The organism is Bradyrhizobium niftali, assembly GCF_004571025.1.
Taxonomy (GTDB): Bacteria; Pseudomonadota; Alphaproteobacteria; order Rhizobiales; family Xanthobacteraceae; genus Bradyrhizobium; species Bradyrhizobium niftali.
This window is the reverse complement of the sequence record NZ_SPQT01000021.1, coordinates 1-14,650: the sequence shown is the minus strand read 5'-3', so window position 1 is coordinate 14,650 and position 14,650 is coordinate 1. Positions and strand designations below refer to the sequence as shown.

Here is a 14,650-nt window from a genome sequence, read left to right as displayed (position 1 = left end):
GCAATCGTCGAATTCTTGTGATCTTATCAAAGGCCCGAACCTGTGTTCGGGCCTTTGCTTTTGTTGGCGTTTTCGTGGTTACCATAGTGTTGCCGGTTCGCGCTGCGCGCCTGTCACCGAATTGATCGGACGCGCGCGGGATCGGAGCTAAGATGTATACAACGGGCCGCCTTGAGGTCCGTTTGAAGGCGGGACGGCATGGTGTATCGACGCCGCAGACCAACGCAGATGCAGGCCGCAACCGAATCGGTTGCCGTGGCCCCGACTGCGCCGGTGGCACGCCCGGCCAGGCCGCGTGCGCGCATGATGCGTCAATATGACCTCGTCGAGCGCGTCAGGTCCTACAATCCCAACACCAACGAAGATCTGCTGAACCGCGCCTATGTCTACGCCATGAAGGCGCACGGCTCGCAGACGCGGGCCTCGGGCGATCCGTACTTCTCGCATCCGCTCGAAGTGGCGGCGATTCTCACCGACCTGAAGCTCGACGACGCCACCATCGTGGCCGCGCTGCTGCACGACACGATCGAGGACACCGAAGCGACGCGGGCCGAGATCGACCAGATCTTCGGGTCCGAGATCGGCGCGCTGGTCGAGGGCCTGACCAAGCTGAAGCGGCTGGAGCTGGTGTCGCGCGAGGCCAAGCAGGCCGAGAACCTGCGCAAATTGTTGCTGGCGATTGCCGACGATGTCCGCGTGCTCCTGGTGAAGCTCGCCGACCGCCTGCACAACATGCGCACGCTGGAATTCGTGCCGACGGAATCGCGCAGGCGCATTGCCGAGGAGACGCTCGACATCTACGCGCCGCTCGCCGGGCGCATGGGCATGCAGGAAATGCGCGAGGAGCTGGAGGATCTGTCCTTCCGCACGCTCGATCCCGAGGCCTATTCGGTGGTGATGCAGCGGCTCGATGCGCTCGCCGAGCGCAACCGCAATCTGATCGGCGAGATCGAGGCCCAGCTCTCCAACAATCTGCGCCACCGGGGCCTTGGCGCGCGGGTCTATGGTCGCCGCAAGAAGCCGTTCTCGATCTGGACCAAGATGGAACGCAAATCGGTCGGCTTCGAGCAATTGTCCGACATCTTCGGCTTCCGTGTCGTCGTGAACGACGTCGAGGCCTGCTACCGCGCGCTCGGCATCGTCCACACCACCTGGCCGGTCGTGCCGGGGCGTTTCAAGGACTACATCTCGACGCCGAAGCAGAACGACTACCGCTCGATCCACACCACCGTGATCGGTCCGGGCAACCAGCGCGCCGAGCTCCAGATCCGCACCGAGGCGATGGACCAGATCGCCGAGCGCGGTATCGCCGCGCACGTGTTCTACAAGGAAGGCGCGGGCTCGCCGACCGAGTTCCTCAAGCGCGAATCCAACGCGTTCGCCTGGCTGCGCCACACCGTCGGAATCCTCTCGGAGAGTGCCAACCCCGAGGAATTCCTCGAGCACACCAAGCTCGAGCTGTTCCACGACCAGGTGTTCTGCTTCACCCCGAAGGGCAAGCTGATCGCGCTGCCGCGTCATGCCAACGTGATCGACTTCGCCTATGCGGTGCATACCGACGTCGGCAACAGCGCGGTGGGCTGCAAGATCAACGGCAAGTTTTCGCCCCTGTCCTCGGAGCTCCAGAACGGCGACGAGGTCGAGGTGCTGACCTCGGAGGCGCAATCCGCGCCGCCGTCCGCCTGGGAGACGCTCGCGGTCACCGGCAAGGCGCGCGCCGCGATCCGCCGCGCTACGCGCACCGCCGTGCGCGACCAATATGTCGGTCTCGGCCGGCGCATCGTCGAGCGCCTGTTCGAGCGCGCCAAGATCGACTACGCCGACGACAAGCTCAAGGGCGCGCTGCCGCGGCTTGCGCGCACCTCGATCGAGGACGTCATGGCGGCCGTGGGGCGCGGCGAGATCAAGGCCTCCCACGTCGCGCGCGCGATGTATCCCGACTACAAGGAGGAGCGCGTCGCCCGCTACGGCATCAAGAAGGGGCTCGCCGCCAAGCTCAAGGAGAAGGTGGCCTCCGAGCCGCCGCGCAGCCCGGTCGCGATCCCGATCCGCGGCATCAATTCCGACCTGCCGGTGAAGTTCGCGCCGAACGGCGGCGCGGTGCCCGGCGACCGCATCGTCGGCATCGTCACGCCGGGCGAGGGCATCACCATCTATCCGATCCAGGCGCCGGCGCTGAAGGACTTCGAGGAGGAGCCGGAGCGCTGGCTCGACGTGCGCTGGGACATCGAGGACACCGCGCCGCAGCGCTTCCCGGCCCGCATCAGGGTCGAGAACGTCAACGAGCCCGGCGCGCTCGCGCAGATCGCGACCGTGATCGCCGAGCACGACGGCAACATCGACAACATCAGCATGCAGCGCCGCTCTCCGGACTTCACGGAGACGACGATCGATCTCGAAGTCTACGACCTGAAGCACCTGAGCGCGATCCTGGCCCAGTTGCGCGCGAAGGCGGTCGTCGCCCGCGTCGAACGTGTTAATGGATAGGCGCCTTTCGTATTCGCCTGTCCTTCGAATTTGTGAGCCTTGCAATGCCCGCTTCTCCGCTCCGCCTCGGCGTCAATGTCGACCATGTCGCGACCCTGCGTAACGCGCGCGGCGGCCGCAATCCCGATCCGGTGCGCGCCGCGCTGCTGGCGATCGAGGCCGGCGCCGACGGCATCACCGCGCATCTGCGCGAGGATCGCCGGCACATCCGCGACGAGGACATGGCGCGGCTGAAGGCCGAGATCTCCAAGCCGCTCAATTTCGAGATGGCGGCGACCGACGACATGATGCGCATCTCGCTCGCCACCAGGCCGCATGCGGTGTGCCTCGTGCCGGAGCGCCGGCAGGAGGTGACGACCGAGGGCGGACTGGACGTGGTCGGCCAGCACAATGCGCTCGCGCCCTACATCGCGCGGCTGAACGATGCCGGCATCCGCGTCTCGCTGTTCATCGCCGCCGACCCCGCTCAGATCGAGATGGCGGCGCGGCTGCGCGCGCCCGTGATCGAGATTCACACCGGCGCCTGGTGCGACGCCGTGGTCGATGGCCACACCGAGAAGGCCGACGCCGAATGGCAGCGGATCGTGGCGGGCGTGAAGCTGGCGAAGGACGCGGGGCTGGAGGTCCACGCCGGCCACGGGCTCGACTATGCGACGGCGGAGACGATCGCGGCGTTGCCCGAGATCATGGAGCTCAACATCGGCTACTACATGATCGGCGAGGCGCTGTTCGTGGGTCTTGCCGAGACGGTGCGCAGCATGCGCGCGGCGATGGACCGCGGCCGGAGCCGGGCATGATCATCGGCATCGGCTCCGACCTGATCGACATCACCCGCGTCGGCAAGGTGATCGAGCGCCATGGCGAGCGCTTTCTCGACCGCATCTTCACCGCGGCCGAGCGGGCCAAGGCGGAGCGGCGCGCCAAGAACGAGAAGATGGTGGTGGCGACCTACGCCAAGCGCTTTGCCGCCAAGGAGGCCTGCTCGAAGGCGCTCGGCACCGGCATCAGGCTCGGCGTCTGGTGGCGCGACATGGGGGTGGTCAACCTGCCGGGGGGACGGCCGACCATGCAGCTGACCGGCGGCGCCCTGGCGCGGCTCCAGGCCCTGACGCCTGCTGGCTTCGAGGCGCGGATCGACCTGTCGATCACCGATGACTGGCCGCTCGCACAGGCCTTCGTCATCATTTCAGCCGTTCCGCTGGCCAAGCCCTGACCGTTCCGGGGTCATTTTATAATTCTTGTTAAAGATCAATATCTTATGCAGTTTTGATGCGATCCTTGATTGCGTGGTCTCCGACAACCGTCTAAAAGTCCGCGGACGCAAATCAGGCTGGGCGAATTCGGCTTTACGCCGGAATTGGCCCTCATTATCAGAATCAGGACAATCTCCTTGGGCCGCGAAGCGATGGGCTGTTCGCGGGAGGAGGGCGCTCTGTGATCGCCGGCCGGAATTGAGAGAGCAATGAGCGTGACTTCGGGAACGAAAACTGAAAGCGGCGTCGGCGAAACGATCCGGGTCGTGATCCACGCTCTCCTGATCGCGCTCGTGATCCGCACCTTTCTGTTCCAGCCGTTCAACATTCCGTCCGGCTCGATGAAGGCGACGCTGCTGGTCGGCGACTATCTGTTCGTCTCGAAATATTCCTACGGCTATAGCCACTACTCGATCCCGTTCTCGCCGCCGCTGTTCTCGGGGCGGCTCTGGGGCTCGGACCCGAACCGCGGCGACATCGTCGTGTTTCGCCTGCCCAAGGACGATTCCACCGACTACATCAAGCGCGTGATCGGGCTTCCCGGCGACCGCGTCCAGATGAAGGACGGGCTGCTCTACATCAACGACACCCCGGTCGAGCGGCAGCGCATGAGCGAATATGTCGGCGAGGATCCGTGCGGCTCCGAAGGCGGCGGCATCTCCCGGGTGAAGCGCTGGAAGGAAACGCTGCCGAACGGCGTGTCCTATGAGACGCTGGACTGCGCCGACAACGGCTACATGGACACCACCAACGTCTACACGGTGCCGGCCGGCCATTTCTTCATGATGGGCGACAATCGCGACAATTCCACCGACAGCCGCTTCCTCGGCCAAGTCGGTTATGTGCCGCAGGAGAATTTGATCGGCCGCGCCCAGATGATCTTCTTCTCCATCGCCGAAGGCGAGCATGCCTGGATGTTCTGGCGCTGGCCGTGGGCGGTGCGCTGGAATCGCTTCTTCAAAATCGTCCGATGAAAGACGAAGCCAAGGACATCGCGACCCAACCTATCGAGGCGCAAGCCGCTCCTGAGGGCGAAGCTGCACCGAAGACGCCTGCGAAGAAGAAGCGGGTACGCAAGGCCAAGGCAACTGACGCGAATGCGGCACTCGAGGCGCGCATTGGTTACAGCTTTGCGGATCCGAACCAGCTGATCCAGGCGATCACGCATGTCTCGGCGCTGAAGTCCGGGCGCAAGCGCGGCGACAGCTATCAGCGGCTGGAATTCCTCGGCGACCACGTGCTCGGGCTGGTCGTTTCCGACATGCTCTACCACGCCTTCCCGAACGCCGACGAAGGCGAGCTGTCCAAGCGGCTCGCCGAACTGGTGCGCAAGGAGAGCTGCGCGGACGTCGCAAAATCGCTCGGGCTGCTCGACGACATCAAGCTCGGCTCGGTCGGCCCCAGCGCCGACGCCCGCTTGCGCAAGAGCGTGCTCGGCGACATCTGCGAGGCCGTGATCGGCGCCATCTTCCTCGACGGCGGCCATGCGGCGGCGGCCGAATTCGTCAAGCGCAACTGGACCGAGCGCATGCACAAGCCGCGGCGTCCGTTGCGCGATCCCAAGACCGTGCTCCAGGAATGGGCGCAGGGGAAGGGCCTGCCGACGCCGGTTTACCGCGAGGTCGAGCGCACCGGCCCGCATCACGATCCGCAGTTCCGCGTCGCGGTGGACCTGCCGGGACTGGCGCCGGCCGAGGGCATAGGCGGCAGCAAGCGCGCGGCAGAGAAGGTGGCGGCCTCGGTGATGATCGAACGTGAAGGCGTTGGCGGCGGCAATGACGGTTGAAGCAAGCGGCGAGGCGCCCGCTGCGACGCGCTGCGGCTTCGTTGCGCTCATTGGCGCACCGAATGTCGGCAAGTCCACGCTGGTCAACGCGCTGGTCGGCGCCAAGGTCACGATCGTCTCGCGCAAGGTGCAGACCACGCGCGCGCTGATCCGCGGCATCGTCATCGAGAACAACGCACAGATCATTCTGGTCGACACGCCCGGCATCTTCTCGCCCAAGCGCAGGCTGGACCGCGCCATGGTCTCGACCGCCTGGAGCGGGGCGCATGACGCCGATCTCGTCTGCGTGCTGCTGGATGCCAAGACCGGCATCGACGAGGAGGCCGAGGCGATCCTCGCCAAGGCGGCCAGCGTCAATCACGAGAAGATCCTGGTCATCAACAAGGTCGACCTGGTCCAGCGCGAGAAGCTGCTGGCGCTGGCGCAGGCCGCCAACGAGCGCATGCCGTTCGCCAAGACCTTCATGATCGCGGCGATCTCCGGCGACGGCGTCGACGACATCCGCTCTACGCTTGCCGAGATGGTGCCGCCGGGGCCGTTCCTCTATCCCGAGGACCAGATGTCGGACGCGCCGATGCGGCACCTGGCGGCCGAGATCACGCGCGAGAAGATCTATCGCAAGCTGCACCAGGAATTGCCCTACCAGTCCACGGTCGAGACCGACAAGTGGGAGGAGCGCAAGGACAAGTCGGTGCGGATCGAGCAGACGATCTTCGTCGAGCGCGAAAGCCAGCGCAAGATCGTGCTCGGCAAGGGCGGCGCCACCATCAAGTCGATCGGCGCGGACTCGCGCAAGGAGATTAGTGAGATCCTGGGCGTGCCGGTGCACCTGTTCCTGTTCGTCAAGGTGCGCGAGAACTGGGGCGACGATCCCGATCGCTATCGCGAGATGGGCCTGGAATTTCCCAAAGAATAAGCAAGAACAGATCGGTATCCGATGAGCGTGCCCACGAACGTCCGGCGCTTCGAAGCGCTGCTCTATGCGTCGTTGATGTTGGATGCGCTGTCGGTGGCGGTGCAGGACCGCACGCCCAATGCCGAGATGACCGAGCAGATGATCATGACGGCGACGCTGCTCGCCGGCGGCATGATCCTGCTGCTGGTCTATTTCGTCTGGCTGGCGGCGCGTTGGCGCAAGAACTGGCCGCGCTGGGTGCTGGCGGCAGCCCTGGTGCTGTCGGTGATCTCGCTCGGCCAGATCATCGGCGAGAAGGGAATGGAGCTCGACAGCGCCATCGAGATCGTGTCCTGCGTGCTGACGACGATGGGCCTGTATTTCTCGTTCAGCGGCGACGCGCAGGGCTGGTTCAACGCGTGAGGTTTTGCGCGGTGCCGTAGGGTGGGCAAAGGCGCGCCCTTGCGCGCCGTGCCCACCACGATCGCGGGGGATCAAAATTGGTGGGCACGCTTCGCTTTGCCCACCCTACGGTCGCTCGAAATGCTAGACTTCCTTAAATGGAATGGACCGACGAAGGCATCGTGCTGGGGGTGCGGCGGCATGGCGAGAGCAGCGCCATCGTCGAGCTGCTGACGCGCGAACACGGCCGCCATCTCGGTCTCGTCCGCGGCGGTGCCGGCTCGCGGATGCGGCCCTTGCTGCAACCGGGCAACAGCGTCAGCGCGGTGTGGCGGGCGCGGCTCGACGAGCATCTCGGTACCTACGCGGTCGAGGGCCTGAAGCTGCGTGCGGCCACGCTGCTGACATCGTCCCACGGCGTCTACGGCGTCACCCATCTCGCCTCGATTGCGCGGCTCCTTCCCGAGCGCGATCCGCACGAGGAAATCTTTGCGCTGCTCGAACATTCGCTCGACGATTTCGACGACATCGGCAGCGCCGCCGTCCACGTGATCCATTTCGAGCTGGCGATGCTCGCCGAGCTCGGCTTCGGGCTCGCGCTGGACAATTGCGCGGTGACCGGGGAGACCACGGACCTGATCTACGTTTCGCCGAAATCCGGCGGCGCGGTGTCGCGCGGCGCGGGCGAGCCATGGCGCGACCGGCTGCTGCGCCTGCCGCCGTTCCTGCGCCAGGGCGAAACCGCGAGCGAACTCACCGACCAGGATCTCCAGGACGGTTTTCGGCTGACCGGATTGTTTCTGCTGCGCCACGTGCTGGAGCCGCGCGGGCAGGTCCATTCCGACGCGCGGGCCGGCTTCATCAATGCCTTGACGCGGCAGCAGGCGAGGGCGGCGATCTCGGCGCCATGACGTCGGCGCGGCTCTGTATTGCCTGATCAGATGAAATATCCCGGAACCAAACCGGGTTTCCCGGATTGGGCCGTGGGGTTCCAACCCGGGGATAAACCTGATGCTGATCAAGGGACTTATTGTGTCGGCAGCGCTGATTGCGCTGGCGCCGGACGCCCTCGCAGGCGAGCAAACAGGACTGGTTCGCCGCGCTTCCTGCACGGTCGTCAGGTTCTACGTGGCCAAATATTCGGCAGCAGCCGCAGAGGCATGGGCCCGGTCCAAGGGCGCGACGGAAGCGGAAATCGAGGCTGCCCGGCGCTGCTTGGCCAACGCGCCGACCAGTACACAGGCTCAACACCCCCAGACCACCCAGACCGTGACCGCCGGCTGGGCGGGGCAGTAAGCCGCCCACAGGGAACCATTCCATCCTTGCCCGATTCGCTTCCACGGTTTAACCGGGCGGCATGGGAAAACGATTGATTCCGCCGGAACCGGCCGAAATCCATGAGGTGCCGCTGCGCGAGGCGCTGGAAGAGCGCTATCTCGCCTATGCGCTCTCCACCATCATGCACCGTGCGCTGCCGGACGCACGCGACGGCCTGAAGCCGGTGCACCGGCGCATCCTCTACGGCATGCGCCTGCTCAGGCTCGACCCCGGCACGGCCTTCAAGAAATCCGCCAAGATCGTCGGCGACGTGATGGGCTCGTTCCATCCGCACGGCGACCAGGCGATCTACGACGCCATGGTTCGCCTCGCGCAGGATTTCTCCTCGCGCTATCCGCTGGTCGACGGCCAGGGCAATTTCGGCAACATCGACGGCGATAACCCCGCCGCCTACCGCTACACCGAAGCGCGCATGACCGATGTCGCGCGGCTTCTGCTCGAGGGCATCGACGAGGACGGCGTTGAATTCCGTCCCAATTACGACGGCCAGTCGAAGGAGCCGATCGTCCTGCCCGGCGGCTTCCCGAACCTGCTCGCCAACGGCGCGCAGGGCATCGCGGTCGGCATGGCGACCTCGATCCCGCCGCACAACGCCGCCGAGCTCTGCGACGCCGCGCTGCACCTGATCGAGAAGCCCGACGCGAAGTCCAAGGCCCTGCTGAAATGGGTCAAGGGCCCGGACTTTCCGACCGGCGGCATCTGCGTCGATTCCAAGCAGGCGATCGCCGAAGCCTACACGACCGGCCGCGGCTCGTTCCGCGTTCGCGCCAGGTGGGAGCAGGAAGAGGGCGCACGCGGCACCTGGGTCGTCGTCGTCACCGAGATTCCCTTCCTGGTGCAGAAGTCGCGCCTGATCGAGAAGATCGCCGAGCTCCAGGACCAGAAGAAGCTGCCGCTGATCGGCGACGTCAGAGACGAGTCGGCCGAAGACGTCCGCATCGTGATCGAGCCGAAGTCGAAGAACGTCGATCCGGCGCTGATGATGGAATCGCTGTTCCGGCTGACCGAGCTCGAAAACAAGATTCCGCTGAACCTCAACGTGCTGATCAAGGGCCGCATTCCCAAGGTCGTGGGGCTCGCGGAGTGCCTGCGTGAATGGCTCGACCATCTGCGCGACGTCCTGATCCGGCGCAGCAACTACCGCAAGGCGCAGATCGAGCATCGGCTGGAAGTTCTCGGCGGCTTCCTGATCGCCTATCTGAACATCGACAAGGTGATCAAGATCATCCGCACCGAGGATGAGCCGAAGCCGGCGCTGATGAAGGCGTTCAAGCTCACCGAGGTGCAGGCCGAAGCCATCCTCAACATGCGGCTCCGCTCGTTGCGCAAGCTCGAGGAAATGGAGATCCGCACCGAGGACAAGAACCTGCGCAACGAGCTCAAGGGCATCAATGCGGTGCTCGCCTCGGAAGCCGAGCAGTGGAAGAAGGTCGGCGAGCAGGTCGGCAAGGTCCGCGACATGTTCGGGCCGAAGACGCCGCTCGGCAAGCGCCGCACCACCTTTGCCGATGCGCCCGAGCACGATCTCGCCGCGATCGAGGAGGCCTTCGTCGAGCGCGAGCCGGTGACGGTCGTCGTCTCCGACAAGGGCTGGATCCGCACCATGAAGGGGCATGTCGAGGATCTCTCGGGCCTTGCCTTCAAGCAGGACGACAAGCTCGGCTTCGCGTTCTTCGCGGAGACGACGTCGAAGCTGCTGCTGTTCGCCACCAACGGCAAGTTCTACTCGCTCGATGTCGCGAAACTTCCGGGCGGGCGCGGTCATGGCGAGCCGATCCGCCTGTTCATCGACCTCGAGCAGGAGGCGGCACCCGTCGCGCTGTTCGTCAACAAGGGTGGACGCAAATTCCTGGTCGCGAGCCACGAGGGCCAGGGCTTTGTCGTCAACGAGGACGATTGCGTCGGCACCACCAAGAAGGGCAAGCAGGTCCTCAACGTCGACATGCCGAACGAGGCACGCACGGTCACCGAGGTGGTCGGCGACACCGTCGCGGTCATCGGCGAGAACCGCAAGATGCTGGTGTTCCCCCTCGACCAGGTCCCGGAGATGGCCCGCGGCCGCGGCGTCCGCCTGCAGAAGTACAAGGACGGTGGTCTCTCCGACGTCGTCGTGTTCGACGCCAAGGCTGGCCTGACCTGGAAGGACTCCGCGGGCCGCGAATTCTCCGCGACCATGAAGGAGCTCGCCGAGTGGCAGGGCACCCGCGCCGACGCCGGCCGCCTGCCGCCGAAGGGTTTCCCGAAGTCGAACAAGTTCGGCCGGGGGATCGGGTAGGGCGGGCTCGTGTCCCGGACGCGCTGCAACGCCCTTGCGTTGCTGCGCAGAGCCGGGACCCACGCCACACGGACTGCTCGGAAACATGGGCCCCGGCTCAGCAGCGCACCGCTGAAGTAGCGTTGCGCTGCGTCCGGGGCACAAGGGAGTGTAGCGCGACGTCGCCTCTACATCGTCATTGCGAGCGCAGCGAAGCAATCCAGAATCTTTCCGCGGCGACAGTCTGGATTGCTTCGCTGCGCTCGCAATGACGAGCGGCGAGTGCATCGCTCCTCCGTTCCGCATCCCTCAGCCGTCTCTGGAATACTGGATCGACCGGTCAAGCCGGGCGATGACACCGACGGCGTGGCGCGCAAACGCTTGGCTGATAGTCGTGAGCGCATAAGTGCCTCTGTCGATCGGGCACGAACATTGCTTTTTCTTCGACTGCAAACGAACTCTCAAGAAGCAGCAAAAGGCACCAATGTTCAAACCAAAGTCTTTCATTCCGGCGCTGTTCGCCCTGGCGCTGGTGGCGGCGCCGGCGCATGCGGCGGGTAATCTCGTCGCGGTGCTCGAGGCGGAGATCGTCACGCTCGATCCGCATTTTTCCACGGCCTATATTTCGCGCACGTTCGGCTACATGGTGTTCGACACGCTGTTCGCGAAGGATTCCAAGGGCGAGATCAAGCCGCAGATGGTGCAGGACTGGAAGGTCTCGCCCGACGGCTTGACCTACAGCTTCACGCTGCGCGACGGCTTGAAGTGGCATGACGGCCAGCCGGTCACGGCGGCCGATTGCGTCGCATCGCTGCACCGCTGGGGCACCCGCAGTGCGCTCGGCCGCCGCATCTTCGCCATCACGGCCTCGCTCGAGCCGACGGACGCCAAGACGTTCGTGCTGACGCTGAAGGAGCCCTCCGGCCTCGTCATCGACGCGCTCGGCAACCCCGTCAGCCCGGTCGCCTTCATGATGCCCGAGCGCATCGCCAGGACGCCCGGCGACCAGCGCATCACCGAGATCGTCGGCTCCGGCCCGTTCGTCTACAGCAAGGCGGATCACCGCACCGGTGACCGCATGATCCTGAAGAAATTCGCCGACTATGTGCCGCGGCCGGAGCCCGCCGACTTCCTCGCCGGTGGCAAGCGCGTCAATGTCGACACGCTCGAGATCCGCGTCATCCCGGACGGTGCGACCGCGGCTTCCGCGCTCCAGGCCGGCGAAGTCGATTTCATGCAATACGCGCCGTTCGATCTGCTGCCCACGCTGGAAAAGAATCCCCGCGTCAAGCTGGTCAATTTCACCGGCGGCAACATGTTCGCAGGGGCCTATCGCCTCAACGCCGCTTCGAAACCGTTCGACGATCCCGCGATCCGGCGCGTGCTGTGGAAGCTGGTCGACCAGCGCGAAGTGCTGGATGCGCTCGGTCTCGATGCCAAATACGCCACGCCCTGCGCGACCTTCTTCACCTGCGGCACCACCTATGACAGCAAGGCCGGCACGGAAGCCGCCGCCAAGCCGTCGATCGAAGCGGCGAAGGCCGCGCTGAAGGCGACGAAATATGCCGGCGAGCCCGTTGTCGTCATGGAGGCCAACGACCTCGAAGCCCCGCGCGTCTCGGCGCAGGTGCTGGCCGAACGGCTGAAGCAAGCCGGCTTCAACGTCGATCTCCAGGTGATGGATTGGGCGAGCGTGCTGGCGCGCCGCGCCAAGAAGGAGGGCTGGAGCGTCTATGGCGTTCACGCCGGCGGCTTCGATCTCGGCTCGCCGCTGACCAACGTCATGGTCGCCTTCAATTGCGCCGACTTCACCGGCTGGCAATGCGATGCACGCATCACACCACTCATGGAAGCCTTCGCCAAGGCGCCTGCCGAGGAGGATCGCAAGAAGATCGCGGCCGAGATTCAGACGGTGATGTACGATCAGGCGCCCGGGATTCCGTGGGGCCAGTTCGCCCAGCCGGCGCTTTCTCGCGCGGCGCTGCGCAATCTGATACCGTCCGCCATCCCGGTGTTCTGGAACGTTGAGAAGTAACACGATGTACGATGTCATTGTTGTCGGCGGCGGCTCCGCCGGCGCCGCTGTTGCGGCACGGCTCTCCGAGGATCCCGCACGTCGCGTCCTGCTGCTCGAAGCGGGCCTCGACTGGCGCGCCATTGATGCGCCCTGGGAGGTGATGACGCCGAATCCCATCCCGATCATCCACAAGCGCGAGTATCAGGAGAAATGGCAGTGGCCTGATCTCCTGACGCGCCGCGTGGCCGGGCAGGAGCCGCGCTTCTACTGGCGCGGCAAGGGCCTGGGCGGCTCGTCGATGATGAACGGCCAGATCGCCATCCGCGGCGTTGCTGATGCGTTCGACGAATGGGCGGCCAATGGCTGCACCGGCTGGTCGGCGAAAGAGGTGATGCCGCTGTTCTCGGTGATCGAGGACGACATGGAATTCGGCGACGCCGGGGGACATGGACGCGGCGGACCGCTGCCGGTCTATCGAGCGCCGCCCGAGACATGGGGCCCGATCGATCGCGGCTTGCGCGATGCGGCGCTGGCGAGCGGTTATCCCTGGTGCGCCGACGTCAACGGCCCTGATGGCGAGGGCGTCGCCTGCTACCCCATCAACAGCCGCGACAGCCGCCGCATCACGACCAATGAGGGGTATCTCGAGCCCGCGCGCGGCCGCGCCAATCTGGAGATTCGCGGTCATGCGCTGGTCGATCGGGTGCTGATCAGCGACGGCCGGGCGACCGGCGTCCGCGTTCACATCGAGGGGCAGGGCACGAGCGATATCGGTGCGCGCCAGATCGTGCTGTGCGCCGGCGCGATCCACAGCCCGGCGATCCTGCTGCGCTCGGGCATCGGACCGGCCGACGAGTTGAAGGCGATGGGGATTGCGGTCGAGCGCGATCTGCCGGTCGGCCGCCACTTCTTCGACCACCCGCTGTTTCGCGCCACGATCCAGCTCCACGAAAACCTGCGTCCCACCGATCCGGACACCCGCCACACCAATTGCTGCGTGACCTATTCCTCTGGGTTCGCCAATGGCGGCAAGCGCGACATGATCCTGATCGCCTTCAACCACCGCGGCATCGGCGTGCCCGGCGCGATCGGCGCCGGACTGTTCAACGCCTATTCGCGGGGCACGCTTAAACTGGCCTCGACCGATCCCGCGATCGATCCCGTTGTCGAGGAGAACATGCTGGCCGATCCCCGCGACATGCTGCGCATGATGGATGCGGTGAAGCGACTGGCCGTGATCACCTCCCAGCCGGCGCTGTCAGGCATTGCCGACTGGATCAGGCTGACCGACACCGATCTGACGCTTCCGCAAGCCGCGGCGCTGCCAGACCACGAGCTCGACGCGCTGCTGCGCCATGAGACCGGCGACATCCAGCACGCCGCCGGCAGCTGCCGCATGAGCGGCGTCAACGACGCCGGCGGTGTCGTCAACCCTGATGGCACCGTGAAGGGCATCGCGGGCTTGCGCGTCGCCGACGCCTCGATCATGCCGTCGGATTGCCGCGCCAACACCCACTTCACGACGGTGGTGATTGGGGAAGCGATTGCGCGGATGATGATGCGATAGTTTCTACTGCGTCAAATTCCACTTATCCCGTCATCCTGAGAGCCTGACTCAAAAAGCGTAGACGTTTTCAGGGTCTGGCCAAGCGGCGAGTTAGGAGCCTCAGATGGGCGGCGAGCAACCAGGCTAGCTCGGTGGCGGCAGAGGCTTCGAAGTCTTTGGAGAGGCGACGACATCTGCCGAACCATGCAAAGGTACGCTCGACGACCCAGCGCCTGGGCAGGAGCTGGAAGCCTTTGACCCCGAGCGGTCGCTCGACGATCTCGATCGTCCATGGTCCGCAGTTGGAGAGTGCGTTGACGAGCTGTTTGCCGCGATAAATCCGATCGGCAAAGACATGCTCAAGCCTTGGGAAGCGGTCTCGCAAGATCTCCAACAGGGGAACGGCCCCATGGACATCCTGAATGTTGGCGGGATGAACATAGGCAGCCAGCAAGAGACCGTTGGTGTCGGTAACGATATGGCGCTTGCGCCCATGGAGACGCTTGCCGGCGTCGAATCCGCGTGGCCCGCCGGCCTCGGTCGTCGAGGCGGTCTGGCTATCGATGACGGCAGCTGTCGGTCTGGGCTTTCGCCCAAGCTTCCGGCGCGCCTTCCGAACCAAAGCTTCGACGATCTCCTGCCATCTACCCGTGTCGCGCCAAGCGTAAAAAT

13 protein-coding genes are annotated in these 14,650 nt (G+C 65.2%); 12 read left to right on the top strand and 1 reads right to left on the bottom strand.

Annotated elements, in window-relative coordinates; translation table 11 throughout:
* Positions 1 to 198 precede the first annotated feature (198 nt).
* From E4K65_RS30080 to E4K65_RS30020, 12 genes are all read left to right on the top strand, one after another.
* Positions 199 to 2,487, top strand: coding sequence for a RelA/SpoT family protein (locus tag E4K65_RS30080; protein WP_135177213.1), 2,289 nt, complete (start codon positions 199 to 201; stop codon positions 2,485 to 2,487).
* Positions 2,488 to 2,531: 44 nt separating this feature from the next.
* Positions 2,532 to 3,284, top strand: coding sequence for a pyridoxine 5'-phosphate synthase (locus tag E4K65_RS30075; RefSeq protein ID WP_135177212.1), 753 nt, complete (start codon positions 2,532 to 2,534; stop codon positions 3,282 to 3,284).
* Positions 3,281 to 3,700: a holo-ACP synthase gene (gene acpS, locus E4K65_RS30070; RefSeq protein WP_027547164.1), complete on the top strand. Its 420-nt coding sequence runs from the start codon at positions 3,281 to 3,283 to the stop codon at positions 3,698 to 3,700. The genes E4K65_RS30075 and acpS overlap by 4 nt, the downstream gene beginning before the upstream one ends.
* Before the next feature lie 249 nt (positions 3,701 to 3,949).
* Positions 3,950 to 4,714: a signal peptidase I gene (gene lepB, locus E4K65_RS30065; RefSeq protein WP_011087823.1), complete on the top strand. Its 765-nt coding sequence runs from the start codon at positions 3,950 to 3,952 to the stop codon at positions 4,712 to 4,714.
* Positions 4,711 to 5,526: a ribonuclease III gene (gene rnc / locus E4K65_RS30060; protein WP_027547163.1), complete on the top strand. Its 816-nt coding sequence runs from the start codon at positions 4,711 to 4,713 to the stop codon at positions 5,524 to 5,526. Before lepB ends, rnc begins: the two co-directional genes overlap by 4 nt.
* The gene (gene era, locus E4K65_RS30055) at positions 5,516 to 6,442 is read left to right on the top strand and encodes a GTPase Era (RefSeq protein ID WP_135177211.1); all 927 of its coding nucleotides are present in this window, start codon (positions 5,516 to 5,518) and stop codon (positions 6,440 to 6,442) included. Before rnc ends, era begins: the two co-directional genes overlap by 11 nt.
* 21 nt (positions 6,443 to 6,463) lie before the next feature.
* Positions 6,464 to 6,844: a hypothetical protein gene (locus tag E4K65_RS30050; RefSeq protein ID WP_027547161.1), complete on the top strand. Its 381-nt coding sequence runs from the start codon at positions 6,464 to 6,466 to the stop codon at positions 6,842 to 6,844.
* Between the two features lie 137 nt (positions 6,845 to 6,981).
* Positions 6,982 to 7,734, top strand: coding sequence for a DNA repair protein RecO (gene recO, locus E4K65_RS30045; RefSeq protein WP_135177210.1), 753 nt, complete (start codon positions 6,982 to 6,984; stop codon positions 7,732 to 7,734).
* Positions 7,735 to 7,834: 100 nt separating this feature from the next.
* Positions 7,835 to 8,119: a hypothetical protein gene (locus tag E4K65_RS30040; protein WP_135177209.1), complete on the top strand. Its 285-nt coding sequence runs from the start codon at positions 7,835 to 7,837 to the stop codon at positions 8,117 to 8,119.
* 61 nt (positions 8,120 to 8,180) lie between these two features.
* On the top strand, positions 8,181 to 10,436 hold the full coding sequence (gene parC, locus E4K65_RS30035; protein ID WP_135177208.1) for a DNA topoisomerase IV subunit A: 2,256 nt from the start codon (positions 8,181 to 8,183) through the stop codon (positions 10,434 to 10,436).
* Between the two features lie 463 nt (positions 10,437 to 10,899).
* Complete coding sequence (locus tag E4K65_RS30025) at positions 10,900 to 12,450, top strand: ABC transporter substrate-binding protein (protein ID WP_135177206.1); 1,551 nt, start codon at positions 10,900 to 10,902, stop codon at positions 12,448 to 12,450.
* A gap of 4 nt (positions 12,451 to 12,454) precedes the next feature.
* Positions 12,455 to 13,999 (top strand): GMC family oxidoreductase, encoded by a 1,545-nt coding sequence (locus E4K65_RS30020; RefSeq protein ID WP_135177205.1) that lies wholly within the window; start codon positions 12,455 to 12,457, stop codon positions 13,997 to 13,999.
* 67 nt (positions 14,000 to 14,066) lie between these two features.
* On the opposite strand, the gene E4K65_RS30015 is transcribed toward E4K65_RS30020, so the two are convergent.
* The coding region (locus E4K65_RS30015; protein ID WP_135177204.1) for an IS5 family transposase at positions 14,067 to 14,650 on the bottom strand (584 nt) is incomplete at its 5' end.